This window comes from Pseudomonas sp. 18173 (genome assembly GCF_050432945.1).
Lineage (GTDB): Bacteria > Pseudomonadota > Gammaproteobacteria > Pseudomonadales > Pseudomonadaceae > Aquipseudomonas.
Map to the genome: position 1 here is coordinate 154,540 of NZ_JBKFTN010000008.1, position 23,406 is coordinate 177,945.

The 23,406-nt window shown below is 60.0% G+C and carries 25 protein-coding genes; 19 read left to right on the top strand and 6 right to left on the bottom strand.

All coding sequences use genetic code 11. From position 1 onward, the window contains the following. Window positions 1–64 precede the first annotated feature (64 nt). From ACLD1X_RS11800 to ACLD1X_RS11820, 5 genes are read left to right on the top strand one after another with little or no spacing between them, the layout of a single operon-like run. On the top strand, window positions 65–1,093 hold the full coding sequence (locus tag ACLD1X_RS11800; protein WP_429367781.1) for a DUF5924 family protein: 1,029 nt from the start codon (window positions 65–67) through the stop codon (window positions 1,091–1,093). Between the two features lie 54 nt (window positions 1,094–1,147). Further along, on the top strand, window positions 1,148–2,296 hold the full coding sequence (locus ACLD1X_RS11805; protein WP_429367783.1) for an MlaE family lipid ABC transporter permease subunit: 1,149 nt from the start codon (window positions 1,148–1,150) through the stop codon (window positions 2,294–2,296). Then, a complete protein-coding gene (locus ACLD1X_RS11810; RefSeq protein WP_085716075.1) occupies window positions 2,293–3,096 on the top strand; it encodes an ABC transporter ATP-binding protein in 804 nt (267 codons plus the stop codon). Before ACLD1X_RS11805 ends, ACLD1X_RS11810 begins: the two co-directional genes overlap by 4 nt. 1 nt (window position 3,097) lies before the next feature. After that, a complete protein-coding gene (locus ACLD1X_RS11815) occupies window positions 3,098–4,036 on the top strand; it encodes an MlaD family protein (RefSeq protein ID WP_429367786.1) in 939 nt (312 codons plus the stop codon). Continuing rightward, a complete protein-coding gene (locus ACLD1X_RS11820; protein ID WP_429367788.1) occupies window positions 4,033–4,656 on the top strand; it encodes an ABC-type transport auxiliary lipoprotein family protein in 624 nt (207 codons plus the stop codon). Before ACLD1X_RS11815 ends, ACLD1X_RS11820 begins: the two co-directional genes overlap by 4 nt. Window positions 4,657–4,774: 118 nt before the next feature. Here ACLD1X_RS11820 and ACLD1X_RS11825 read toward each other — a convergent pair whose 3' ends face one another. Both ACLD1X_RS11825 and ACLD1X_RS11830 read right to left on the bottom strand, forming a co-directional pair. Next, window positions 4,775–5,425 carry an HAD family hydrolase gene (locus ACLD1X_RS11825; RefSeq protein WP_429367790.1) on the bottom strand — a complete coding sequence of 217 codons (651 nt, stop codon included), beginning with the start codon at window positions 5,423–5,425 and terminating at the stop codon, window positions 4,775–4,777. 26 nt (window positions 5,426–5,451) lie between these two features. After that, window positions 5,452–5,997: a gamma carbonic anhydrase family protein gene (locus tag ACLD1X_RS11830; RefSeq protein ID WP_429367792.1), complete on the bottom strand. Its 546-nt coding sequence runs from the start codon at window positions 5,995–5,997 to the stop codon at window positions 5,452–5,454. Window positions 5,998–6,085: 88 nt separating this feature from the next. Between ACLD1X_RS11830 and prlC the strand changes: the two genes are divergently transcribed. Continuing rightward, the gene (gene prlC, locus ACLD1X_RS11835) at window positions 6,086–8,137 is read left to right on the top strand and encodes an oligopeptidase A (protein ID WP_429367794.1); all 2,052 of its coding nucleotides are present in this window, start codon (window positions 6,086–6,088) and stop codon (window positions 8,135–8,137) included. Then, a complete protein-coding gene (locus ACLD1X_RS11840; protein WP_429367796.1) occupies window positions 8,134–8,421 on the top strand; it encodes a YheV family putative zinc ribbon protein in 288 nt (95 codons plus the stop codon). The genes prlC and ACLD1X_RS11840 overlap by 4 nt, the downstream gene beginning before the upstream one ends. A 40-nt stretch (window positions 8,422–8,461) precedes the next feature. On the opposite strand, the gene ACLD1X_RS11845 is transcribed toward ACLD1X_RS11840, so the two are convergent. Together ACLD1X_RS11845 and ACLD1X_RS11850 are read right to left on the bottom strand one after the other, a co-directional pair. Next, window positions 8,462–9,106, bottom strand: coding sequence for a dual specificity protein phosphatase family protein (locus ACLD1X_RS11845; RefSeq protein WP_429367798.1), 645 nt, complete (start codon window positions 9,104–9,106; stop codon window positions 8,462–8,464). A 336-nt stretch (window positions 9,107–9,442) separates the two neighbouring features. Then, window positions 9,443–9,742 carry a hypothetical protein gene (locus ACLD1X_RS11850; protein WP_429367800.1) on the bottom strand — a complete coding sequence of 100 codons (300 nt, stop codon included), beginning with the start codon at window positions 9,740–9,742 and terminating at the stop codon, window positions 9,443–9,445. 208 nt (window positions 9,743–9,950) lie between these two features. Here ACLD1X_RS11850 and ACLD1X_RS11855 point away from each other — a divergent pair, with 208 nt between their 5' ends. The 3 genes from ACLD1X_RS11855 (at window position 9,951) to ACLD1X_RS11865 (ending at window position 13,601) form a co-directional block, all read left to right on the top strand. Then, the gene (locus ACLD1X_RS11855) at window positions 9,951–11,009 is read left to right on the top strand and encodes a PA0069 family radical SAM protein (protein ID WP_429367802.1); all 1,059 of its coding nucleotides are present in this window, start codon (window positions 9,951–9,953) and stop codon (window positions 11,007–11,009) included. 243 nt (window positions 11,010–11,252) lie between these two features. Continuing rightward, window positions 11,253–11,984, top strand: a complete 732-nt coding sequence (locus tag ACLD1X_RS11860) for a carbonic anhydrase (RefSeq protein WP_429367803.1) — start codon at window positions 11,253–11,255, stop codon at window positions 11,982–11,984. 90 nt (window positions 11,985–12,074) lie between these two features. Beyond that, on the top strand, window positions 12,075–13,601 hold the full coding sequence (locus tag ACLD1X_RS11865; protein ID WP_429367804.1) for a SulP family inorganic anion transporter: 1,527 nt from the start codon (window positions 12,075–12,077) through the stop codon (window positions 13,599–13,601). 59 nt (window positions 13,602–13,660) lie between these two features. Here the strand turns inward: ACLD1X_RS11865 and ACLD1X_RS11870 are convergent, their stop codons facing one another. Further along, window positions 13,661–14,311: a hypothetical protein gene (locus ACLD1X_RS11870; protein WP_429367805.1), complete on the bottom strand. Its 651-nt coding sequence runs from the start codon at window positions 14,309–14,311 to the stop codon at window positions 13,661–13,663. 370 nt (window positions 14,312–14,681) lie between these two features. Between ACLD1X_RS11870 and coxB the strand changes: the two genes are divergently transcribed. The 4 genes from coxB to ACLD1X_RS11890 all read left to right on the top strand — a co-directional run bounded on the left by coxB (window position 14,682) and on the right by ACLD1X_RS11890 (window position 19,075). After that, window positions 14,682–15,809 carry a cytochrome c oxidase subunit II gene (coxB, locus tag ACLD1X_RS11875; RefSeq protein ID WP_429367806.1) on the top strand — a complete coding sequence of 376 codons (1,128 nt, stop codon included), beginning with the start codon at window positions 14,682–14,684 and terminating at the stop codon, window positions 15,807–15,809. Window positions 15,810–15,891: 82 nt separating this feature from the next. Next, window positions 15,892–17,484: a cytochrome c oxidase subunit I gene (gene ctaD, locus ACLD1X_RS11880; RefSeq protein WP_110660183.1), complete on the top strand. Its 1,593-nt coding sequence runs from the start codon at window positions 15,892–15,894 to the stop codon at window positions 17,482–17,484. A 126-nt stretch (window positions 17,485–17,610) separates the two neighbouring features. Then, window positions 17,611–18,162, top strand: coding sequence for a cytochrome c oxidase assembly protein (locus ACLD1X_RS11885; RefSeq protein WP_429367808.1), 552 nt, complete (start codon window positions 17,611–17,613; stop codon window positions 18,160–18,162). Between the two features lie 25 nt (window positions 18,163–18,187). After that, window positions 18,188–19,075, top strand: coding sequence for a cytochrome c oxidase subunit 3 (locus tag ACLD1X_RS11890; protein ID WP_429367810.1), 888 nt, complete (start codon window positions 18,188–18,190; stop codon window positions 19,073–19,075). Between the two features lie 18 nt (window positions 19,076–19,093). Here the strand turns inward: ACLD1X_RS11890 and ACLD1X_RS11895 are convergent, their stop codons facing one another. Further along, window positions 19,094–19,297 carry a twin transmembrane helix small protein gene (locus tag ACLD1X_RS11895; protein WP_429367812.1) on the bottom strand — a complete coding sequence of 68 codons (204 nt, stop codon included), beginning with the start codon at window positions 19,295–19,297 and terminating at the stop codon, window positions 19,094–19,096. A gap of 72 nt (window positions 19,298–19,369) precedes the next feature. On the opposite strand from ACLD1X_RS11895, the gene ACLD1X_RS11900 reads away from it, so the two are divergent. The 5 genes from ACLD1X_RS11900 to ACLD1X_RS11920 are packed head-to-tail and all read left to right on the top strand — an operon-like array spanning window position 19,370 to window position 23,272. After that, the gene (locus ACLD1X_RS11900; protein ID WP_429367814.1) at window positions 19,370–20,110 is read left to right on the top strand and encodes an SURF1 family protein; all 741 of its coding nucleotides are present in this window, start codon (window positions 19,370–19,372) and stop codon (window positions 20,108–20,110) included. Beyond that, entirely contained in the window at window positions 20,076–20,669 is a 594-nt protein-coding gene (locus ACLD1X_RS11905; RefSeq protein ID WP_429367816.1) for a hypothetical protein, read from the top strand. The genes ACLD1X_RS11900 and ACLD1X_RS11905 overlap by 35 nt, the downstream gene beginning before the upstream one ends. A 10-nt stretch (window positions 20,670–20,679) precedes the next feature. Then, a complete protein-coding gene (locus tag ACLD1X_RS11910; protein WP_429367818.1) occupies window positions 20,680–21,753 on the top strand; it encodes a COX15/CtaA family protein in 1,074 nt (357 codons plus the stop codon). Then, window positions 21,741–22,640, top strand: coding sequence for a heme o synthase (cyoE, locus tag ACLD1X_RS11915; protein ID WP_429367820.1), 900 nt, complete (start codon window positions 21,741–21,743; stop codon window positions 22,638–22,640). Before ACLD1X_RS11910 ends, cyoE begins: the two co-directional genes overlap by 13 nt. After that, on the top strand, window positions 22,637–23,272 hold the full coding sequence (locus ACLD1X_RS11920) for an SCO family protein (RefSeq protein WP_429367822.1): 636 nt from the start codon (window positions 22,637–22,639) through the stop codon (window positions 23,270–23,272). The genes cyoE and ACLD1X_RS11920 overlap by 4 nt, the downstream gene beginning before the upstream one ends. Window positions 23,273–23,406: the final 134 nt, after the last annotated feature.

The following is a 23,406-nucleotide window of genomic DNA, read 5'->3' on the forward strand; positions in this document are numbered from 1 at the left end:
CCACAGCGCCGCGCCAGCGGTACCCTGTCGAGGTTTTTTCCTACGACAAATGTGAACCCGCCGAATGCAAAACCTGACCCTTTTCGTACAGCGCATCCTCGAATTGATGAAGCGCTACCCTGGGGTCATTGCGCTCGGTGGTTTCATCTCCGGGGTGTGCAGTTTCATTCTGGTCGATCGCCAGCAAGGCCTGGCGAGCTGGATCACCACCATCATGCTGATCAGCTGGATCTGGCTGATGCTGGAAAACAGCCTGACCAAGCTGTTCACGCGCATTTTCAAGCGCGAAATCCCGGAACCGTTGCTGCGCTACGCGACGCAGATGATCCATCAGGAAAGCCTGTTTTTCGTCCTGCCGTTCTTCTTCATCACCACGACGTGGAACAGTGGCCAGCTGGTTTTCACCGGGCTGCTGGGCATCGCGGCGCTGATTTCGATTGTTGACCCGCTCTACTACAAGTGGCTGGCTCCACGGCGTTGGGCGTTTCTGGCCCTGCACACCCTGACCCTGTTCGCCGCGCTGCTCACGGCGTTGCCGGTGATCATGCACCTGACCACCGCGCAAAGTTTCAAATGGGCGCTGGGTATCTCGGTGCTGCTGTCGTTCCCGAGCCTGGCGTCGATCTTCCCGATTCGAACCCTGCGCAGCGCGCTGGCGATTTTGAGTATCACCCTGGGCATTGGCTTCGTCGGTTGGGAGCTGCGTTCGTGGGTGCCGCCGGCGACGCTATGGATGACCGACGTGGCCATCAGCACGCAAATGCAGGACCGCACACCTGGCGCCAGCCTCGACGAAGTCAGCGCCGAGCAGATCCGCAATGGCGGGCTCTATGCGTACACCGCGATCAACGCTCCGCGTGGCCTGGACGAGCGGATTTATCACGTCTGGCAGTTCAACGGTAAAGAGGTCGACCGCATCCCCCTGGATATCCACGGCGGGCGCAAGGAAGGTTACCGGGCCTGGACCCACAAGCAGAACTTCCCGGGCAATCCGGCCGGCAAATGGCAGGTTCGGGTACTGACCGAAGATGGCCAGGTCATCGGCGTGCTGCGTTTCGAAGTCACGGACAGCACAGCGATCAAAGAAAAGTAGTGCGGTTCGTGCTATTACGTAGAGCTGCGAAATCACTGAACAAGCACGGAGCTTATGATCAGCAGCACGATGGCCGGCAATGCCCGATTGGACACGTCGCTCACACCTGCGCGGTTGCGGGTGACGGGCGACTGGACGCTTGCCCATTATGCTGACCTGAAGCTGTTGTGCGAAAAGCTTCACGGCCAGTACGACACCAACACCCCCATTGACCTCAATGGTCTCGGCGCCCTCGACACCGCCGGCGCCTCGCTGCTGGTAGAAATGCTCGGCTCCGAGCGCCTCGGTCGCTCTGCCGAACATCCTGATTGCACGCTCTCCTCCGCCGATCGCGCGTTGCTGCAAACCGTCTACTGCTCGCTGACCGATTTCTGCGTTCCGATCAAGGAACCGGAAGTCAGCGTTAGCGTCCAGTTGCTGACCCGCATCGGCCGCGCGGTGGACACCGTCTGGCAGGACACCCTGCAACTGCTGGGTTTTGTTGGCCTGATCATCGAAACCATTGCCAGAGGCCTGTTCCGTCCCAAGCGCTGGCGTGTCACGCCGATGATCGCCCATATCGAACAGACCGGTCTCGACGCCGCCCCCATCGTTGCGTTGCTGACTTTTCTGGTGGGCGCCGTGGTGGCGTTTCTCGGGTCGACGGTGCTGGCCACTTTCGGCGCCACCGTCTTCACCGTGGACCTGGTGGGATTTGCCTTCCTGCGCGAATTCGGTGTGCTGCTGACCGCGATCCTGATGGCCGGGCGCACCGCGAGTGCATTCACGGCGCAAATCGGTTCGATGAAGGCCAATGAAGAAATCGACGCCATCCGCACGCTGGGCCTCGATCCCGTGGAGTTGCTGGTGGTGCCGCGGGTCCTGGCGCTGCTGATCGCCCTGCCAATGCTGACCTTTCTGGCGATGCTCTCGGGGATTATCGGCGGTGGCGTGGTGTGCGCGGTGGCGCTGGATATCTCGCCGGCGATGTTCCTGTCGCTACTGCAAACGGACATCGGTGTTCAGCACTTTCTGGTGGGGATCGTCAAAGCACCGGTGTTCGCTTTCCTGATTGCTGCCATTGGCTGCCTCGAAGGTTTCAAGGTCAGCGGCAGCGCCGAATCCGTCGGCGCTCACACCACGTCGAGTGTGGTGCAGTCGATTTTCGTGGTGATCGTGTTTGATGCGATAGCCGCGATGTTTTTCATGGAGATGGGCTGGTGAGTCGTATCCCCCGAGCGCCCTCCGAGGCGGTGATAGAAGTGCGTGGGTTGTGCAACCGCTTTGGCCGCCAGAGCGTGCACGAGAACCTCGACCTGGATTTGTACAAGGGCGAGATCCTCGCCGTGGTCGGTGGCTCCGGTAGCGGCAAATCGGTGCTGCTGCGCAGCATTGTCGGGTTGCGCCAACCCAGCGAAGGCGTGGTGAAAGTCTTCGGGAAAAACCTGCCAACCTTGTCCGAAGACGAGCGATCGAGGGTGGAGCGACGATTCGGCGTGCTGTTCCAGAAAGGCGCGCTGTTCTCGTCGCTGACAGTGACCGAGAACGTCGCGCTGCCGCTGATCGAGCACGCCGGCTTGAGCCGCAACGACGCCGAGCACCTGGCGGCGGTGAAAATGGCCCTGGCCGGGTTGCCGTTGTCGGCCGCAGAAAAATACCCCTCGTCGCTGTCCGGCGGCATGATCAAGCGTGCCGCGCTGGCCCGGGCATTGGCGCTGGACCCGGACATCCTGTTTCTCGACGAGCCCACCGCCGGTCTCGACCCGATTGGCGCCGCCGCGTTCGACCAATTGATCCTGACCCTGCGCGATGCCCTGGGCCTGAGTGTCTTTCTGGTGACCCACGACCTCGACACGCTCTACACCATCACCGACCGGGTGGCGGTGCTGGCGCAGAAAAAGGTGCTGGTGGCGGACGCCATCGACAAGGTGTCGGAAACCGACGATGCGTGGATTCACGAATACTTCCATGGCCCTCGCGGCCGCGCGGCATTGACAGCCGCCCAACAGCTCAACGAGGTCTGACATGGAAACCCGAGCCCATCATGTATTGATCGGCCTGTTCACCGTGATTGTGGTGACGGCCGCGCTGCTGTTCGGCCTGTGGCTGGCCAAGTCCAGTGTCGATACCGAATTCAAGGACTACGAGGTGGTGTTCAACGAGGCGGTCAGCGGTTTGTCCAAAGGCAGTTCGGTGCAGTACAGCGGGATCAAGGTCGGCGACGTGATCTCGCTGCGCCTGGACCCGAAAGACCCGCGGCGAGTGCTGGCGCGAATTCGCCTGGCCGGCGACACCCCGGTCAAGGAAGACACCAATGCCAAACTGGCCCTGACCGGCGTCACCGGGACCTCGATCATCCAGCTCAGCGGCGGTACGCCACAAAGCCCGACACTCAGGGGCAAGGGCGGCAACCTGCCAACCATTGTCGCCTCGCCCTCGCCCATCGCCCGGCTACTCAATGACAGCAACGACTTGATGTCCGGCGTGAACACGCTGATGCAAAACGTCAACCTGATGTTTTCCACGGAAAACATCGAGCGCATCAGCAAAACCCTGGAGCACCTGGAGCAAACCACCGGGACCATTGCCGAGCAGCGCGGTGATATCCGCCAGGCCATGCAGCAACTGGCCTCGGTCGGCAAACAGGCCAACAACATGCTGGAGCAGACCACGACGTTGATGCGCAATGCCAACGGGTTGCTCAATGAGCATGGCAAAGACGTGCTCGGCAATGCCGAGCAGGCGATGAAGTCGCTGCAGGAGAGCAGCGCGACCCTCAACACGCTGATCAGCGCCAATCAGGATTCGCTCAACAGCGGCATGCAAGGCCTCAGTGGCCTGGGTCCGGCCGTGCGCGAGATGCGCGAAACCCTGTCCTCGTTGCGCGTTATTACCAAACGTCTGGAGGCCAACCCCAGCGGTTACCTGCTGGGCAGTGAAAAGACCAAGGAATTCACGCCATGAAGCTGATTCGGCTCGCCCTCCTCGCTGGCTTCACGCTGATCAGCTCGTGCTCGATCCTGCCCAAGCCCGAGCCGTTCGAGGTCTATCGATTGCCTTCGGCCCAGAATGCATCGGCCAGCCATGGCACGCCGCAACGCTGGTCGTTGCGCCTGACCAAATTCCAGTCCAGCGAAGCGTTGAACAGTCCGAACATTGCAGTGATTCCTCAGGGCGATGTGATCAGCCACTACAAGGGCTCGCGCTGGAGCGACCCGGTGCCGGTGCTGGTGCGCAACCGCTTGCTGGAAGGTTTCCAGCATGACGGGCGGGTGCCGTTGTTGAGCACCGACGACAGTATTTTCCAGGCTGATCTTGAATTGGGCGGCAGCCTGCAGGCGTTCCAGACCGAGTACCAGGGTACGAATGCCGGCGTGGTGGTGCGTCTGGATGCATTGCTGGTGCGCAGTTACGACCAGCGTATCCTCGCCAGCCACCGCTTTGAAGTGCGCCAGCCGCTGAGCAGTGTGCAAGTCCCGGCGGTGGTGGCGGGGTTTGGACAGGCGAACGATCAGTTGACCGCACAGGTGGTGAACTGGACAGTCGAGCAAGGGCAACGGCTGGCCCCGCCGCCAAGACCCTGAAGCCTGTGTGACCCCTTGTGGGAGCGAGCCTGCTCGCGAAGGCGGCGCCGCAGTCGAAGTTGATTCAGCTGACACTCCGCTTTCGCGAGCAGGCTCGCTCCCACAGGGGTAAGTCGTATTAGTGCTGTAAAAACGCCTGATGCAGTTCAGACAGCGTTTCAAAGTGATACGCCGGCGCTTCAGCACTCAACTCTTCGTGGCTGCCGAAGCCGTAACCCACCGCCGCTGCGTCCAGGCCGTTGCTGCGCGCGCCGATCAGGTCGTGCTTGCGGTCGCCGATCATCAAGGTGCTGGCCGGGTCCAGGTGTTCTTCGGCCATCAGGTGAGCGATCAGCTCGACCTTGTTGGTCCGGGTGCCATCCAGTTCGCTGCCGTAAATCACCTTGAAGTGCCTGGCGAAATCGAAATGCCGGGCGATTTCCCGGGCGAACACCCAAGGTTTCGAGGTCGCGATGTACAGCTGCCGGCCTTGCCCGCCCAGGGTTTCCAGTAGCGGCGTGACGCCATCGAACACCCGGTTTTCGTAGAGACCGGTGACCTTGAATCGCTCGCGGTAGAAATTCACCGCCTCCCAGGCCTTGGCTTCGTCGAAGTCGTAGAACTGCATGAACGCCTGCAACAGTGGCGGGCCGATGAAATGTTCGAGTTTGGCCAGGTCCGGTTCATCGATACCCAGTTTGCCCAAGGCGAACTGGATCGAACGGGTGATGCCCTCGCGCGGGTCGGTCAGGGTGCCATCGAGGTCGAATAAAACGGTTTGGTAGTGCATGTTGAATCCTGAATAAGAGGGCCGGGTCAAAGCTGGTCGTAGCCTTCGGCCAGATGCAGGTCCTTGAGCTTCACGTAGTTCGCCGCGCTGTAGGTGAAAAAGGCGCGTTCCTTGTCAGTCAGCGGACGGATCTGCTTCACCGGGCTGCCCACATACAGGAAGCCGCTTTGCAGATGCTTGCCCGGCGGCACCAGGCTGCCGGCACCGATGATCACCTCGTCGTCGACCACCGCACCGTCCATGACGATGCTGCCCATGCCGATCAACACCCGGCTGCCCACCGAACAGCCATGCAGCATGACCTTGTGGGCGATGGTCACGTCGTCGCCGATCAGCAACGGGAAGCCATCGGGGTTGAACGGGCCAGCGTGGGTGATGTGCAGCACACAGCCATCCTGCACGCTGGTGCGCGCGCCGATGCGGATGCGGTGCATGTCGCCACGGATCACCGTCAGCGGCCAGACCGAGCTGTCGTCGCCGATTTCAACATCGCCGATCACCACCGCCGAGCTGTCGACAAATGCGCCTTTGCCGAGCCGCGGCGTGTGGTCCTGATACTTGCGAAGGTTCACGATTGGTTTTCTCTCTGTTGCTGATAGCTGCGGTGAGTGTCGATTGTAATTAAGATGGCTACATGTTTCTCCAGCCAAGGTATCAACCGTGAGCGTGAACAACCCTCTTTTGCAGTCCTACGACCTGCCACCGTTCTCCGCCATCCGCGCTGAACACGTACAACCGGCCATTGAACAGATCCTGGCTGACAACCGCGCTGCCATCGTCGAGATCCTCAAGACCCAGGTCAAGCAGCCAACGTGGGCCGGCCTGGTGCTGGCGATGGACGAGCTCAACGACCGCCTGGGCGCCGCCTGGAGCCCGGTCAGCCACCTCAATGCCGTGTGCAACAGCGCCGAGCTGCGTGAAGCCTACGAGTCGTGCCTGCCGGCCTTGAGCGCCTACTCCACCGAGTTGGGCCAGAACCGCGAACTGTTCCAGGCTTTCGAAGCCCTGGCCAGTAGCCCGGAGGCCGGCGGTTTCGACGTGGCGCAGAAAACTATCCTGGAACACTCCCTGCGTGACTTCCGTCTGTCGGGTATCGACCTGCCGGAAGCCGAACAGAAGCGTTACGCCGAAGTGCAGAGCAAGCTGTCCGAACTGGGCAGCCGTTTCTCCAACCAGTTGCTCGATGCCACTCAGGCGTGGACCAAGCACATCAGCGATGAAGCCGCCCTCGCCGGCCTGACCGATTCGGCCAAGGCGCAAATGGCTGCCGCCGCCGAGGCCAAGGGCCTGGACGGCTGGCTGATCACCCTGGAATTCCCGAGCTATTACGCGGTGATGACCTACGCCCAGGACCGCGCACTGCGTGAGGAAGTCTACGCGGCTTACTGCACCCGCGCGTCGGACCAGGGGCCGAATGCCGGTCAGAACGACAATGGCCCGGTCATGGAAGAAATCCTCGACCTGCGTCAGGAGCTGGCCAAACTGCTGGGTTTCAGCAGTTTCTCCGAACTGAGCCTGGCGACCAAAATGGCCGAATCCAGCGATCAGGTGCTGAGCTTCCTGCGTGACCTGGCCAAGCGCAGCAAACCGTTCGCCGCCCAGGATCTGGAACAGCTCAAGGCCTACGCTGCCGAGCAAGGTTGCCCGGACCTGCAAAGCTGGGACAGCGGTTTCTACGGCGAAAAACTCCGTGAGCAACGTTACAGCGTGGCCCAGGAAGCCCTGCGCGCCTACTTCCCGATCGACAAGGTGCTCGGCGGCCTGTTCGCCATCGTGCAGCGCCTGTACGGCATCGAGATTGCCGAACTCAAAGGCTTCGACACCTGGCACCCGGATGTCCGCCTGTTTGAAATCAAGGAAAACGGCCAGCACGTCGGCCGCTTCTTCTTCGACCTCTACGCTCGGGCCAACAAGCGTGGCGGGGCCTGGATGGATGGCGCCCGCGACCGTCGCCGCACGGCTGGCGGCGTATTGCAAAGCCCGGTGGCGAACCTGGTGTGCAACTTCACCCCGGCCGACAGCGGTAAACCGGCGCTGCTGACCCATGACGAAGTCACTACCCTGTTCCATGAATTCGGTCACGGCCTGCATCACCTGCTGACCCGCGTCGAGCATGCTGGCGTGTCCGGTATCAACGGCGTGGCCTGGGATGCCGTCGAGCTGCCCAGTCAGTTCATGGAAAACTGGTGCTGGGAACCGGAAGGCCTGGCGCTGATTTCCGGTCATTACGAAACCGGCGAACCGCTGCCTCAGGACCTGCTCGGGAAGATGCTCGCGGCGAAAAACTTCCAGTCCGGCCTGATGATGGTCCGCCAACTGGAGTTCTCGCTGTTCGACTTCGAACTGCACGCCACTCACGGCGATGGCCGCGGCGTGCTGCAAGTACTCGAAGGCGTACGCGACGAGGTCTCGGTGATGCGTCCGCCGGCCTACAACCGCTTCCCCAACAGCTTTGCGCACATCTTCGCCGGCGGTTATGCCGCGGGTTACTACAGCTACAAATGGGCAGAAGTGCTGTCGGCCGATGCCTTCTCGAAGTTTGAAGAAGAAGGCGTGCTCAACGCCGATACCGGTCGCGCCTTCCGTGAAGCGATCCTGGCACGCGGTGGTTCCCAGGAGCCAATGGTGCTGTTCGTCGACTTCCGTGGCCGTGAGCCATCGATTGACGCACTCTTGCGCCACAGCGGCCTGAGTGAGGACGCAGCAGCATGAGCGAGGGGCCTGTGATTACGAAAAAACGCTTTATCGCCGGGGCGGTCTGCCCGGCATGCAGCGAACCGGACAAGTTGATGATGTGGAGTGAAGACCAGGTCCCGCACCGTGAGTGCGTGGCCTGCGGTTACTCCGACACACTCAATGAACAGGGGCTGTCGGTGCCGAAAGAGCTGGGGACGCGGGTCAATACCACCGCGCCAAAAGCCCCGGACACCACGGTGCAGGCGGTTCAGTTCTTCCCCAATCCGAAGCTGAAGAAAAAGCCCGACGAACAGCACTGAGTGAAAAAGCCCCCGTGGCGTGATGCAACGGGGGCTTTTTTTATTCGATATGAGCGGACTTGAACCAGCTCTTCATCGAGCAAGCGGCGAACGGGCTGGTGCTGCAATCGCCGTTGGCCAGCGCCGTGCGCAGTTTGTCGACATCGGCCTGCATCATGTAGCGGATACCGTCCTTGAAGTGGGAGCTATCGCCAAAGCCGCCCCTGGTCATTTCGTTCAGAGCCTCTTCCTTGGTCCAGCCCTGGATGACAACCCGGTACATGGCCGCCATCAGTCCGGTACGGTCTGAGCCGTGTTTGCAATGCATCAGCACCGGGCCTTTGGCTTCGGCAGACTGGATGGCGCGCAACGCTTTAAGCACGTCGGCGTCATCCACATGGTTGGTGCGATAAGGCAGTTGTACTTGCGTGATGCCTGGCGTGGATAACCAGCTGGAATCCTCTTCAGGCAGGAAGTTGATCACCGTGCCGACCTTGAGCTTTTCCAGAAGTGGTAGCGCGCCCTTGTCGGGTAATGCACTGCGATAGAGAGTGGGAGACATTTGAAAAAGGTTGTACTGCGTCTCCACCGGTTGAGCCCAATCTGCCGGACGTGACGAGGCCGCATCGTCGGCGAAGACGGGTGTCAGGTTGAGAAGTGCGACCAGCGAGAGGCACATGGCAGGGAAAATGCGCGGTAGGGACATGCTTGGTTGACCGTCCAGGAAAAGGCAGATGTTGGCGTATAGCTTCAATCCTGAACGGTCAAAGCCCTGTGAGGGGGGTGTCAATGAAACGTGAAATGATGTTGCCTGGCTGAGCATGTTTTCCAGGCCGGATTGTTCGTGCTGGGGACCGGTATGGAGTTAATCCTCCAGACTGTAAGACTTGAACTTTCATCAAGCTAAGTTTCATGTTCGCCAAAAGTCCAGGATCATCTACAGGGACAATCGTGGAAATACTCAGGAACTGGAGTTGCGTCCATTTTTTTGCACTCAGTCTGCTGCGCATAAGCAACATGCACAGCATATAAAGTCTGACTTTTAAACTTTGATGATAGTTGCATAGGCCTTGGCCAGTGCAATCATCTTTTCCCTGTCATTGTCGTCAACGTCGCCATCGCCATCCACGTCTTTGGCGTCACGAATACTGAATGACTGACCACCATCGTAAGACGATGCAATGAAAATGCTGGAGTCAACCAGTTTATCTGTCGTAACACCGTTTTCATCCTGGACCGACTCTTTCAGGGCGAACTGCATGGAGACAAGTACTTCATCTGGATCGACTATGGTTGGACCAAGTTTTTGCAGGAAAATACCACGACGGTTGAAATACGACATATTTAAAGTCCTTTAATTAATGTCCGTTAATTGATTGCTGCGAAAAAATAATAACGACACTTCCAGTACTTGAACCATATTTAAAATGTGTCTCTTGATTGCCTGATACAGGCTTGCGACAAGCGAAAATCGAGAAGGCGCCCAACGGCACTGGCCCCACCGTGTGCGTCGATGTACTGTATGTGTATACAGCTATCAGGGTTTCCCCATGCATACGCCATTGCCCCCCCGTGGTCGCGGCACCGCAACCAACCCGCACAACCGCTTTGCCCCAAGCCATTCGGTGGCCGAAGACGACGGCTGGTATCAGGAAGTACCGCTCACCCAAGGCACGGAGGTGCGCATCGAAACGGCGAAAACCATCATCACCCGCAATACCTCGCCGGACTTGCCGTTCGATCGTTCGATCAATCCTTATCGCGGCTGCGAGCATGGTTGTATCTATTGCTACGCAAGGCCGAGCCACGCCTATTGGGACATGTCGCCAGGGCTGGACTTCGAAACCAGGCTGATTGCCAAGACCAATGCCGTGGATGTGCTGGAGCAACAGCTGTCCAAGCGTGGTTATCAATGTGCACCGATCAACCTCGGCTCCAACACCGACCCGTATCAGCCGATCGAGCGTGAATACAAGATCACCCGGCAAACCCTCGAAGTACTCCTGCGTTATCGGCACCCGGTGACCATCGTCACCAAGGGCTCACTGATTCTTCGCGACCTGGACCTGCTGGCCGAGCTTGCCAGCCAAAGACTGGTGGCGGTAATGATCAGCCTGACCACCCTGGACGACGAACTCAAACGCATACTCGAGCCCCGCGCCTCCGCACCCAAGGCCCGGTTGCGGGCGATCAGGGTCATGCGCGACGCAGGCATTCCGGTGGGCGTGTTGTGTTCACCGATGATTCCGATGATCAACGACAGTGAACTCGAAAGCCTGCTGGCCGAGGCCCATGACGCCGGGGCACAGAGCGCTGCATACATGATGCTGCGCTTGCCTTTGGAAGTGGCGCCCCTGTTCGAGGAATGGCTGGCGGCCCACTACCCGCAACGGGCGGCGCATGTCCTGAGCCTGATTCGCCAGAGCCGTGGTGGCGAGCTGTATGACAGCCGCTTTGGTGCGCGGATGCGTGGTGAAGGACCGTTTGCGGACTTGCTGGCGCAGCGTTTTGCCAAGGCGATCAAGCGTCTGGGGCTCAATCACCGGGAAGGGTTCAATCTGGACTGCGAAGCCTTTTGTCCGCCGGGTCGCCAGATGTCGTTGATTTGAGGACAATTGGCCTATGGTTGAGTACTGATGAGCGCGCTCACGGATTACGCCGGTCACGCTTTTTGTGAACTGGAACACAGGTTCTAGAGCGGTTCATTCAGTTTGAATTAAGATTTGGCCGCTACCTTGGTCATCGAGTGACTGACGGGTCAAGATGTTTGGCCTGGATGTTTTTTAACCAGCCACTGGCTTCACACCGGACAAAACGGGAAGATTCCCTGACTCCGCCAATGAGGATGAATCATGAGTGACAAGGATAAACAGCCGTTGGCTGCGTCGGCTTCAGCCCAACCCGAGGCCGAAACCGCCGATGCAGCGTTGCAGCATATCGTTGACGGCTTTTTGCATTTTCATCATGAGGTCTTTCCCCAGCAGGAAGAGCTCTTCAAGAAACTCGCCACGGCCCAGCGGCCACGAGCGATGTTCATTGCCTGCGCCGATTCGCGCATCGTGCCCGAGCTGATCACCAATAGCTCCCCAGGCGACCTGTTCGTAACCCGCAATGTCGGTAACGTCGTACCGCCTTACGGGCAAATGAACGGTGGTGTATCCACCGCTATCGAGTACGCCGTACTGGCGCTGGGGGTGCATCACATCATCATTTGCGGGCATTCCGATTGCGGCGCCATGCGTGCGGTGCTCAACCCGGACAGCCTGGGGAAGATGCCCACGGTCAAAGCCTGGCTGCGTCATGCCGAAGTGGCCAAAACCATGGTGCAGGAGAACTGCAACTGCTCTAACGAAAGCGAAAGCATGCACGTCCTCACCGAAGAGAATGTGATCGCCCAACTGCAGCATCTGCGCACCCATCCGTCGGTGGCCTCGCGCATGGCCAACGGTCAGTTGTATATCCACGGCTGGGTCTACAACATCGAAACCAGCGAAATCAAGGCGTACGACGCCGATCAAGGCTGTTTCCTGCCGCTCAATGGCAGCCTGCCAATTCCCGTGGCGACGCCCAAAGCGCGCTTCTAAATCCTCCTAAATCGTTGTGTGGTTCAGCCGAGGCTGCCGTTTAGGCAGCCTGGCTTTGCCATGCCTGAAGAAAACTTCGGGAGACTTACCATGCGTGCTGCTCAACTCAAAGCTGTTCTGCCACGGGAGCTGCTGGCTTCGGTGGTTGTGTTCCTGGTCGCCCTGCCCCTGTGCATGGGCATCGCGATTGCTTCGGGGCTACCGCCTGCCAAGGGCCTGATCACCGGCATCATTGGTGGTCTGGTCGTTGGCTGGTTGGCTGGCTCGCCGCTGCAAGTCAGTGGCCCGGCAGCGGGCCTGGCCGTTCTGGTCTTTGAACTGGTCCGCCAGCACGGCATCGCCATGCTCGGGCCGATTCTGTTGCTGGCGGGTTTGCTGCAACTGGTGGCCGGTCGCTTGAAACTGGGCTGCTGGTTTCGGGTGACGGCGCCTGCCGTGGTGTACGGCATGCTGGCCGGGATTGGCGTGCTGATCGTCCTGTCTCAGGTGCATGTAATGCTGGATGCCGTGCCCAAGCCTTCGGGCCTGGATAACCTGGCCGCTTTCCCGGCGGCGCTGGCTCAGGCGTTGCCCACGTTTGGCTGGCAGGCCGGTTTGCTCGGTTTGTCGACGATTGCTGTCATGTGGCTGTGGGAAAAATACCGTCCGCAATCCCTGCGCTTCATTCCTGGCGCGCTACTCGGCGTCGGTCTGACCACGCTTGCCAGCCTGGTGTTGGCGTTGCAGGTCAAACGGGTTGAGGTGCCGGCCAACCTGACGGAAGCCATCGACTGGCTGAAGCCGGCGGATCTGCTCAACCTGGCTGATCCGGCCTTGCTGATCGCCGCGTTTGCCGTGGCCTTCATTGCCAGTGCCGAAACCTTGCTCTCGGCCGCGGCGGTTGACCGCATGCACAGCGGCCAGCGCTCGGACTTCGACCGGGAATTGTCGGCACAAGGTGTCGGCAACATGTTGTGTGGCCTGCTCGGCGCGTTGCCAATGACCGGCGTTATCGTGCGCAGCTCGGCGAATGTCCAGGCCGGAGCAACGACGCGGTTTTCGACCATTTTCCACGGCCTGTGGCTGCTGGCGTTCGTGCTGTTGCTGTCCAGTGTGCTGCAAAGCATTCCGGTGGCAAGCCTGGCGGGCGTGCTGGTGTACACCGGCTTCAAACTGGTGGACCTCAAGGTCTTTCGCGGTTTGGGCCGGTATGGTCGGGCACCGATGTTCACTTACGCGGCAACTGCGCTCGCCATCGTTTTCACCGACCTGCTGACTGGCGTGTTGATTGGCTTCGGCCTGACGCTGGTGAAGCTGGCACTGAAAGCCTCACGCTTGAAAATCAGCCTGATCGACCTGCCCCGGGAAGGGGAAATGGAGTTGCGCCTGGTGGGCGCGGCGACCTTCCTCAAAGTGCCGGCGCTGACCCAGGTGCTGGGCAGCATTGCGCCGGGCACGACGGTGCATGTGCCGCTCAACAATTTGAGCTACATCGATCACTCGTGCCTGGAGCTGCTGGAGGATTGGGGGCGGGCAAATGCGGCCAAGGGCTCGAAGCTGTTGATTGAATCGCGGGGGTTGAAGCGAAGGCTGGAGGGGCGGGTGCGAACCAATATCGGTATTGGTGCGGCTGGCTGAGGTTCCTGTGCAGGAGCGAGCTTGCTCGCTCCTGCAGGGGAATTTTACTTACCGATGGATCAAGCCGCCGGCTGATCCAGTTCCAGACCTACGCCCAAGCGGCGGGACATGCACGGCCAGCGCTTCCACGCGGCGCCGGTGTCCGGGCTGCTGAGCTTCTCGCGGTAGGCTTCCACCGACTCAAGCGCAAAGCTCTCTTCGGTCAACATTTGTTCGAATGCGTGATGTACGACTTCGTCCAGTTGGTTGGCAAATTCCTCACCGATCAATTGGTGAGCAATCAGATTGGCGACAGTCATGTCCAGGGGGATCAGTGGCTGGCCGAAATGCTTGATGTACAGGTCGTTGACCTCTTCGACAAACCGGTGCGCCAGATAGGCTTCATCCAGCAGGCTGTCGAGCCCGACATGACCGGCCATGATGGCTGGCGGCTGGAGGAAGTACTGCTCGGCGATATTAAGCACCGGTTTGATCTGTGACTCGATGCCCGCTTCCCTGGCGACTTCATTGGCTGCGTCCAGCAGATCAGGAACTTCATTGATGTAAGCGGCGACAAAACGCGTCAGCACGCCATTGGCGTCCGCTTCCGGCAACTGGATCGCCGGGTGTAGATGAGGCAGCTTGCTTTCCAGCTGACGCGTCAGCAGGCCGGTCTCGGCTTCGTGTTGTTGGGCTTTTTGGATCTGCTCGCGCAATGCGGCGGTGTTCATGAAAACTCCAGGAAACAAGGCAATGAAATAGGGAAGACATAACTTAGCTGGCTTACGAAAAATGCTAAGACGCATTTGTCATAATTATTTCATCCTTGAGACAGACCCGTTATATCGATTGGCCACCACTCGTCTGCATCCTTCTCCATTCGTGCCCTGCAAAGCAAGTTAATGCTGTTTCAGATGATTTACGCCTTCGCATTGCGAGGTCAGAGGTGCTGTCTATACTCGGGGTGGAATGGAGTTAGCTGATGACGCCCGACTGCATGTGCAGCAAGGCCCGGCGATTCAAGTTCGTAGTCTGATGCAGCCGCTCCCTTGCCGCAGGTGAAAGCCGGCGGGATAACAAGAACGATAAGGGGAACCCGCAATGATGCGACATCCACATGTCTGGATGGGCCTCCTGTTGTGGTCGATTTTCAGTCAGGCACAAGCGGCCTGGACTGTGAATATGGCGCCTGGAGCGACTGAAATCAGTCACGCAGTATTCGACCTGCACATGACCATTTTCTGGATCTGTGTGGTGATCGGCATCATCGTTTTTGGTGCCATGTTCTGGTCGATGATTCTCCACCGCCGCTCGACCGGGCAGGTGGCCGCCAAGTTTCATGAAAGCACCACCGTCGAAATCCTCTGGACCATCGTGCCTTTCCTGATCCTGGTGGCCATGGCGATTCCCGCTACCGCGACCCTGATCAGGATGTACGACGCCAGTGAGCCGGAAATCGATATCCAGATCACCGGCTACCAGTGGAAGTGGCACTACAAATACCTGGGCCAGGACGTCGAGTTCTTCAGCAACCTGACCACCCCCCAAGATCAAATCCACAACAAGGAAACCAAGGGCGAGCACTATTTGCTCGAAGTCGACAAGCCATTGGTGCTGCCGGTCGGCACCAAGGTGCGTTTCCTGGTGACCTCCGCCGACGTGATCCACTCCTGGTGGGTGCCGGCTTTCGCGGTCAAGCGCGATGCGATCCCCGGGTTCGTCAACGAAGCCTGGACCCGCATCGACAAGCCTGGCATCTACCGTGGCCAGTGCGCCGAGTTGTGCGGCAAGGATCACGGCTTCATGCCCACCGTGGTCGAGGTCAAGGAAAAGGCCGATTACGAAAAATGGCTGGCCGATCGCAAGGTCGAGGTCGCGCAGCTCAAAGAGCTGACCAGCAAGGAATGGACGCTCGACGAACTCAAGGATCGCGGCGACAAGATCTACCACACCACCTGTGTGGCCTGTCACCAGGCCGAAGGCCAGGGCCTGCCGCCGATGTTCCCGGCGCTCAAGGGCTCGAAAATCGCCACCGGGCCAAAAGAGGCTCACCTGAGCCTGGTCTTCCATGGCAAGCCCGGCACCGCGATGGCGGCGTTCGGCAAGCAACTCTCGGAAGTCGATATCGCGGCGGTCGTGACCTATGAACGTAATGCCTGGGGCAACAACAAGGGCGACATGGTCACGCCTAAAGAAGTGCTGGAGCTGAAACAGGCGGAAAGCAAATGACCCGGTCTATTGCGCACGTACGGAACCGGTCGGGGCTACGCAGCCCGGCCTGCCCAGCCCATCTGTTTGCAGGAGACAGGACATGACTGCTGTAATCGATGAACATGTTCATACCGCCACCGACCACGCCCACGGCCCCGCCAAGGGCCTGATGCGCTGGGTGCTGACCACCAACCACAAGGACATCGGTACGTTGTACCTGTGGTTTGCGTTCTCCATGTTCTTGCTGGGCGGCTCGTTCGCGATGGTGATTCGCGCCGAACTGTTCCAGCCGGGGCTGCAAATCGTCCAGCCGGAATTCTTCAACCAGATGACCACCATGCACGGCCTGGTGATGGTCTTCGGTGCGGTAATGCCGGCTTTCGTCGGCCTCGCCAACTGGATGATCCCGCTGATGATCGGCGCGCCGGACATGGCCCTGCCGCGGATGAACAACTTCAGCTTCTGGCTGTTGCCGGCCGCGTTCCTGTTGCTGGTATCGACCCTGTTCACCGCCGGTGGCGGGCCGAACTTCGGCTGGACCTTCTATGCACCGCTGTCGACGACCTACGCACCGGAAAGCGTGACCTTCTTCATCTTCGCCATCCACTTGATGGGGATCAGTTCGATCATGGGGGCGATCAACGTGATCGCGACCATCCTCAACCTGCGCGCCCCCGGCATGACGCTGATGAAAATGCCGCTGTTTGTCTGGACCTGGCTGATCACCGCGTTCCTGTTGATCGCGGTGATGCCGGTACTGGCCGGGTGCGTGACCATGATGCTGATGGACATCCACTTCGGCACCAGCTTCTTCAGTGCCGCCGGTGGCGGTGATCCGGTGTTGTTCCAGCACGTGTTCTGGTTCTTCGGTCACCCCGAGGTGTACATCATGATCCTGCCGGCGTTCGGCGCCGTCAGCTCGATCATTCCGGCCTTTTCGCGCAAGCCGTTGTTCGGCTACACGTCGATGGTCTACGCCACGGCGAGTATCGCGTTCCTGTCGTTCATCGTCTGGGCGCACCACATGTTCGTGGTCGGCATTCCGCTGGTGGGCGAGCTGTTCTTCATGTACGCCACGCTGCTGATTGCGGTGCCAACGGGCGTGAAGGTGTTCAACTGGGCCAGCACCATGTGGCAAGGCTCGCTGACCTTCGAGACGCCGATGCTGTTCGCCGTGGCGTTCGTGATCCTGTTCTCCATTGGTGGCTTCTCCGGGTTGATGCTGGCCATCGCCCCGGCGGATTTCCAGTACCAGGACACCTACTTTGTGGTCGCGCACTTCCACTATGTGCTGGTGCCGGGGGCGATCTTCGGGATCTTCGCCTCGGCCTATTACTGGATGCCGAAGTGGACCGGCCACATGTACGACGAAACCCTCGGCAAGCTGCATTTCTGGCTGTCGTTCATTGGTATGAACATGGCCTTCTTCCCGATGCACTTCGTGGGACTGGCCGGCATGCCGCGGCGAATTCCGGACTACAACCTGCAATTCGCCGACTTCAACATGGTGTCGTCGATCGGCGCATTCATGTTCGGCGCCACGCAGATCTTCTTCCTGTTCATCGTGATCAAGACCATTCGCGGCGGCCCCCCTGCGCCGGCCAAACCGTGGGACGGGGCCGAAGGCCTGGAGTGGAGCATCCCGTCGCCGGCGCCGTATCACACCTTCACTACGCCGCCGGAAGTGAAATGAACACCTGGCCCTTTGTAGGAGCGAGCTCGCTCGCGATGATCGTCAACGATAACGCTGGAAGCCTGATACCCCACGGCGTTCTCGGGTTTTTCGCGAGCGAGCTCGCTCCTACAGGGATTCGAAGCCATGGCTGACTCGATTTCGATGAAGAAACTGGTCACTCGACTATTGCTGGTGGTGGTAGCGATGTTTGTCTTCGGGTTTGCGCTGGTGCCGATCTACGACGTGATGTGCAAGGCCTTCGGCATCAATGGCAAGACCGCCGGGCAGTACGAGGGTGAGCAGACGGTCGACACCTCGCGGCAGGTGCGTGTGCAGTTTCTGTCGACCAACACGGCCGATATGCCCTGGGACTTTTATCCAAAGGGAGAGGAACTGGTGGCCCATCCGGGGGCGGTGAACGAGATGATCTTCATCGCCCACAACCCCACCGACAAGCCGATGAGTGCCCAGGCCGTGCCGAGCATCGCACCCAGCACCGCGGCGGCGTATTTCCACAAGACCGAATGTTTCTGCTTTACCCAGCAAGTGCTGCAGCCCGGTCAACGGATCGAGATGCCGGTACGTTTCATCGTTGACCGTGACATGCCCAAGGACGTGAAGCACCTGACGCTGTCCTACACGCTGTTCGATATCACCGCCCGACATCCACCGGTAGCTGTAAACACTGGCGGCTGAGCGTGCCCGATAAGGAGAACAATAAATGGCAACTCATGAACATTATTACGTTCCCGCCCAGAGCAAGTGGCCGATCATCGCCACGCTCGGCATGGTCACCACCGTGTATGGCCTGGCCACCTGGTTCAACGATCTGAAAGCGGCGCGCCCGGAATCCCACGGGCCGCTGATCTTTTTCGTCGGCGGATTGCTGGTGGCCTACATGCTGTTCGGCTGGTTCGGCACGGTGATCAAGGAAAGTCGCGGAGGCTTGTACAGCCCGCAAATGGATCGCTCGTTCCGCTGGGGCATGAGCTGGTTCATTTTTTCGGAGGTGATGTTTTTCATCGCCTTTTTTGGCGCGCTGTTTTATGTGCGTCACATCTCCGGGCCGGCGCTCGGTGGTGAAGGTGCCAAAGGCATCGCGCACATGCTGTGGCCGAACTTCCAGTTCACCTGGCCGCTGCTGGAAAACCCCGATTCGAAACTGTTTCCGCCGCCCAAGGAAGTCATCAGTCCCTGGGGCCTGCCGCTGCTCAACACCGTATTGCTGGTGAGCTCCAGCGTGACCGTGACCATCGCCCACCATGCCTTGAAAAAGGGCCATCGCGGCGCACTGAAACTATGGTTGGCGCTTACCGTGCTGCTGGGTTGCGCATTCCTCACCTTCCAGGCCGAAGAGTACATGCACGCCTACCACGAGCTGGGTCTGACCCTGGGCTCGGGCATCTACGGCGCGACCTTCTTCATGCTCACCGGGTTCCACGGCGCCCACGTGACCATCGGCACCATCATCCTGTTCGTGATGCTGATGCGGATCATGCGTGGGCACTTCGACAGCGAGCACCAGTTCGGCTTCGAAGCGGCGAGCTGGTACTGGCACTTCGTTGATGTGGTGTGGATCGGGTTGTTCGTATTCGTCTATGTGCTTTAGAGCAGCTTGCTCCTGCAGCTACCAAGGGGCATGGGACACCAACTGGCCGCTGTAAAAGCCCCAGGTAATCAAGCCAAGGGTAAGGGCGGCCAGGGTCACACGAACACTCAAGGCAATGACGAGGCGGTTTGAACGGCTGTCGTCCTTGACCAGAAAAAACAGGCCGCTGAACAGGCTGACAATCGTGGCAATCAGCATCAGGACGATGGCTGCTTTGAGCATGGTTAAGACTCCGGGGGGAGAAGCGATGCACTTAAGTATAGCTATCGCGATGACCGACTTTCTGGCGATGCCATGAAGCGTTTTCGGCCGGGTATCGTGCCGACGCTGGTGGTCGCGCTGTTGCTGCCGCTACTGGTGTCCCTGGGGTTCTGGCAATTGAGCCGGGGCGCGGAGAAAAGCGCGCTGCTGCAAACCTACGCCGAGCGCCGGGCCGCCGAGCCGATGGCCAGCAGCGAACTGCCGCACACCACTGACCCGGCTTTTCGCCGGATTCGCCTGCACGGCCAGTTCGATGCCGAGCACAGCCTGCTGCTGGACAACAGTCAACGCAACGGCAAGGTCGGCGTCGAACTTTTGCAACCATTCCACGATCAGGCCACCGGGCTTTGGCTGCTGGTCAATCGCGGCTGGTTGCCATGGCCGGAGCGCCGCACACCGCCTCAATTCAAGACACCCACCGAAGCGGTAAGCCTCGACGCGTGGGTCTACGTCCCTCCCGGTGCGACGTTCCAATTGCACGCAGATCCCACAACGTCGACATGGCCGAAACTGATTACGGCCGTTGAGCCAACCAGGCTGTGGACTGCACTGAACCGCGAAGGTTTTGCCTACGAACTACGCGCAGAAACCGGCCCCGCCACCTATCAGGCCGACTGGCCGGTGGTCGCCACCGGGCCGGAAAAACACATCGCTTATGCCGTGCAGTGGTTCGCCATGGCGATTGCCCTGTTCGGTCTTTATCTCTATCTCGGCTGGCACAACGCAAAGGAGAAACACCATGGGAGCGGCCATGAATCCACCCAGCATGTCTGAGGCGAAACCGTCGGTGAACCGGCGCAAGGGCCGCTTGCAACTGCTGCTGATCCTGCTCGGGGTGATCGGTCCGATGATCCTCGCCACCGGCATGTACAAGCTGAATTTCTGGGTGCCCGATGGCCGCAGTTATCACGGCGAACTGATCGGCAATGGCCAGACCCGTGCCGATATCGGTGTGTCGGCCCAGGAGGATCGTTGGCAGATGCTGGTGACGGCGCCCAAGGATTGTGCGGTGGACTGCCAGCAACTGGTGTACCTGGCGCGTCAGATCCAGATCGGCCTCGGTCGTGATGCGTCCCGCGCCAGCCATGCATTGGCCGTCGCGCAGGCGCTGAACAGCGATTACGAGACTAAACTTCAACGCGAGTACCCGCAGTTGCAACGCTATCCACTGGACTTGCCGGCCTACATCAAAGGCGCTCAGAGCAATGACGCGCCGCACCTGTGGATCATCGACCCTCACGGCAATCTGGTGCTGCGCTACGACCCGTCGGTGAGAGGCAAGGACCTGCTCAACGATCTGCGCCACCTGCTGAAACTGTCGAACATCGGATAAGGGCATCGTCATGGCCAAGCCTGGATTTCGCCTCGCGCTGTTTGCCACCTTGCTGGCACTGATTGTGGTGTTGCTCGGCGCCTACACCCGCCTGACCCACGCCGGCCTCGGCTGCCCGGACTGGCCGGGCTGCTACGGCTTCATCAGCGTGCCGAAAAGCGAGGCCCAGCTGGCCCATGCCGAATTGCATTTCCCGGACGCTCCGGTCGAGGCCCACAAGGGCTGGAACGAAATGATCCACCGCTACTTCGCCGGCACACTGGGCATGTTGATTGCCGTACTGGCCGGTCGCGCGTGGGTGCATCGCCGCCATCCGGGGCAACCGGTGAAGTTGCCGTTGTTTCTGTTGGCGGTGGTAGTTGGCCAGGCCGCTTTCGGCATGTGGACGGTAACGCTCAAGCTCTGGCCGCAGGTGGTCACCGGGCATTTGCTTGGCGGCTTCGCGACCTTGAGCTTGCTGTTTCTGCTGACCTTGCGCCTGTCCGGCGTACTGCCGGCGCTGACCGTGCCACGACGTTTGCAGTACTGGGCGACGGCGGGGCTGTTGCTGGTGATCGGGCAAATCGCCCTCGGCGGCTGGGTCAGTTCCAATTACGCTGCCGTGGCCTGCATCGACTTTCCGACCTGTCACGGCCAGTGGTTGCCACCGGCCGACTTCGCCAACGGCTTTCACCTGACTCAACACATCGGCCCTAGCTATCTCGGCGGGCAACTGGACAGCGACGCCCGTACGGCCATTCACCTGACCCATCGCATCGGTGCGTTGCTGGTCACCCTGGTCTTGCTTGGTCTGGCCTGGCAATTGAAGGCGGTCGGCATGACGCGCCTGGCAGGCCTGGTGCTGATCGCGCTGGGTGCACAAATCACCTTGGGCATCAGCAACGTGCTGTTCCATCTACCGCTGCCAGTGGCCGTCGCGCATAACGCGGGTGGCGCGGCGCTGTTGCTGACCATGGTGCTGGTCAATTACCACGCCCGGACCAGTCTGGTCCGGGTCAAGCAGCCAGCGCGCTGGCACTTCAGCCCGCGTAAACACTCAGCCGGACCCATAACAATAAAAGGAGAGACGCCATGGCGATTCTGATCGGCGAACGTCCCAGTCAGGCGATCTGGCGTGACTACCTGGAACTGACCAAACCCAAAGTCGTGGTGCTGATGCTCATCACTTCACTGGTGGGGATGTTCCTCGCGACCCGTGCCGGCGTGCCGTGGACGGTGCTGATTTTCGGCAACCTGGGCATCGCCCTGTGTGCCGGTGGCGCGGCGGCGGTCAATCATGTGGTGGACCGGCGCATCGACGCGGTCATGGCGCGCACCCACAAACGGCCTCTGGCCGAAGGCCGGGTTTCGCCGACCGCCGCACTGACGTTCGCACTGGTGCTGGCGGCCCTCGGGCAAGCTTTGTTGCTGGCGTTTACCAACCCGCTGACCGCATGGCTGACCCTGGCCTCGCTGCTCGGCTATGCGGTGATCTACACCGGATTCCTCAAGCGTGCGACCCCGCAGAACATCGTCATCGGCGGTCTGGCGGGCGCTGCGCCGCCGTTACTCGGCTGGACCGCTGCCACCGGTCACGTCAGCGCCGAGCCACTGCTGCTGGTGCTGATCATCTTCGCCTGGACCCCTCCGCACTTCTGGGCGCTGGCGATCCATCGCAAGGAGGAATATGCCAAGGCGGACATCCCGATGCTGCCGGTCACCCATGGCGAGCACTACACCAAGATTCATATCCTGCTTTATACCTTCGCGCTGCTCGCTGTCAGCCTGATGCCCTATGTGATCCACATGAGCGGTACGCTCTACCTGGTCTGCGCGCTAGGGCTGGGTGCGCGCTTTCTGCAATGGGCCGTGGTGCTGTACCGTGGCACTCGGCCGCACGCGGCGATCAGCACGTTCAAGTACTCTATCTACTACTTGTTCCTGCTGTTTATCGCCCTGCTCGTAGACCACTACTTATTGTTGAACCTATGACTCGAACCCAGAAAACCGTCTTCATACTCGTCGCCCTGATCGCTCTGATTCTGGGGCTGACCGTCAACAAGGTGCTGTCCGGGAAAAACCAGGGCGATCCGACGGCGCTGATCGACGCCGGCATCATCTTGCTGCCGCAGAGCCGTAATCTGCCGGAATTGACGATGACCAATCAGGACGGCCAGCCGGTTGCGATCAATGAGTTGAAGGGCAAGTGGAGCCTGTTGTTCTTCGGCTACACCTTCTGCCCGGATGTCTGCCCGACCACCCTCGCCCAGCTGCGACAGATCAAGAGCGAATTGCCGCCAGAGGCTGTGGATAAATTGCAGATCGTGCTGGTCAGCGTCGACCCCAATCGCGATACGCCCAAACAGCTCAAGCAGTACCTGGGCTACTTCGACCCGCAGTTCGTCGGCCTGACCCCGGCGTCGACCGACGAGCTGCAAAAGGTCGCCAACGCGGTGAGCATCCCGTTCATTCCGGCGGATACCAGCAAGCCGAACTACACCGTGGACCACAGCGGCAATCTCGCGGTGATCGGGCCGGATGGCACCCAGCGCGGCTTCATCCGCGCGCCGTTGAACAATGCGAAGCTGGTGGCGCAATTGCCGGTGATGCTCAAACGCAATTAAGCAACACAAAACCCTGTGGGAGCGGGCTTGCTCGCGAAAGCGGTGGTTCAACCGACATTGATAGTGGCTGACACACCGCCTTCGCGAGCAAGCCCGCTCCCACAGGGGTCTATATTTCAAGGCACAAAAAAGGG

Bases quoted from the DNA above. Each gene is read 5' to 3' on its own strand.
- ACLD1X_RS11800 (WP_429367781.1), top strand. From the start codon at position 65: ATGCAAAACCTGACCCTTTTCGTACAGCGCATCCTCGAATTGATGAAG.
- ACLD1X_RS11805 (WP_429367783.1), top strand. From the start codon at position 1,148: ATGATCAGCAGCACGATGGCCGGCAATGCCCGATTGGACACGTCGCTC.
- ACLD1X_RS11815 (WP_429367786.1), top strand. From the start codon at position 3,098: ATGGAAACCCGAGCCCATCATGTATTGATCGGCCTGTTCACCGTGATT.
- ACLD1X_RS11820 (WP_429367788.1), top strand. From the start codon at position 4,033: ATGAAGCTGATTCGGCTCGCCCTCCTCGCTGGCTTCACGCTGATCAGC.
- ACLD1X_RS11825 (WP_429367790.1), bottom strand. From the start codon at position 5,425: ATGCACTACCAAACCGTTTTATTCGACCTCGATGGCACCCTGACCGAC.
- ACLD1X_RS11840 (WP_429367796.1), top strand. From the start codon at position 8,134: ATGAGCGAGGGGCCTGTGATTACGAAAAAACGCTTTATCGCCGGGGCG.
- ACLD1X_RS11845 (WP_429367798.1), bottom strand. From the start codon at position 9,106: ATGTCCCTACCGCGCATTTTCCCTGCCATGTGCCTCTCGCTGGTCGCA.
- ACLD1X_RS11850 (WP_429367800.1), bottom strand. From the start codon at position 9,742: ATGTCGTATTTCAACCGTCGTGGTATTTTCCTGCAAAAACTTGGTCCA.
- ACLD1X_RS11855 (WP_429367802.1), top strand. From the start codon at position 9,951: ATGCATACGCCATTGCCCCCCCGTGGTCGCGGCACCGCAACCAACCCG.
- ACLD1X_RS11860 (WP_429367803.1), top strand. From the start codon at position 11,253: ATGAGTGACAAGGATAAACAGCCGTTGGCTGCGTCGGCTTCAGCCCAA.
- ACLD1X_RS11865 (WP_429367804.1), top strand. From the start codon at position 12,075: ATGCGTGCTGCTCAACTCAAAGCTGTTCTGCCACGGGAGCTGCTGGCT.
- ACLD1X_RS11870 (WP_429367805.1), bottom strand. From the start codon at position 14,311: ATGAACACCGCCGCATTGCGCGAGCAGATCCAAAAAGCCCAACAACAC.
- coxB (WP_429367806.1), top strand. From the start codon at position 14,682: ATGATGCGACATCCACATGTCTGGATGGGCCTCCTGTTGTGGTCGATT.
- ctaD (WP_110660183.1), top strand. From the start codon at position 15,892: ATGACTGCTGTAATCGATGAACATGTTCATACCGCCACCGACCACGCC.
- ACLD1X_RS11885 (WP_429367808.1), top strand. From the start codon at position 17,611: ATGGCTGACTCGATTTCGATGAAGAAACTGGTCACTCGACTATTGCTG.
- ACLD1X_RS11890 (WP_429367810.1), top strand. From the start codon at position 18,188: ATGGCAACTCATGAACATTATTACGTTCCCGCCCAGAGCAAGTGGCCG.
- ACLD1X_RS11895 (WP_429367812.1), bottom strand. From the start codon at position 19,297: ATGCTCAAAGCAGCCATCGTCCTGATGCTGATTGCCACGATTGTCAGC.
- ACLD1X_RS11900 (WP_429367814.1), top strand. From the start codon at position 19,370: ATGAAGCGTTTTCGGCCGGGTATCGTGCCGACGCTGGTGGTCGCGCTG.
- ACLD1X_RS11905 (WP_429367816.1), top strand. From the start codon at position 20,076: ATGGGAGCGGCCATGAATCCACCCAGCATGTCTGAGGCGAAACCGTCG.
- ACLD1X_RS11910 (WP_429367818.1), top strand. From the start codon at position 20,680: ATGGCCAAGCCTGGATTTCGCCTCGCGCTGTTTGCCACCTTGCTGGCA.
- cyoE (WP_429367820.1), top strand. From the start codon at position 21,741: ATGGCGATTCTGATCGGCGAACGTCCCAGTCAGGCGATCTGGCGTGAC.
- ACLD1X_RS11920 (WP_429367822.1), top strand. From the start codon at position 22,637: ATGACTCGAACCCAGAAAACCGTCTTCATACTCGTCGCCCTGATCGCT.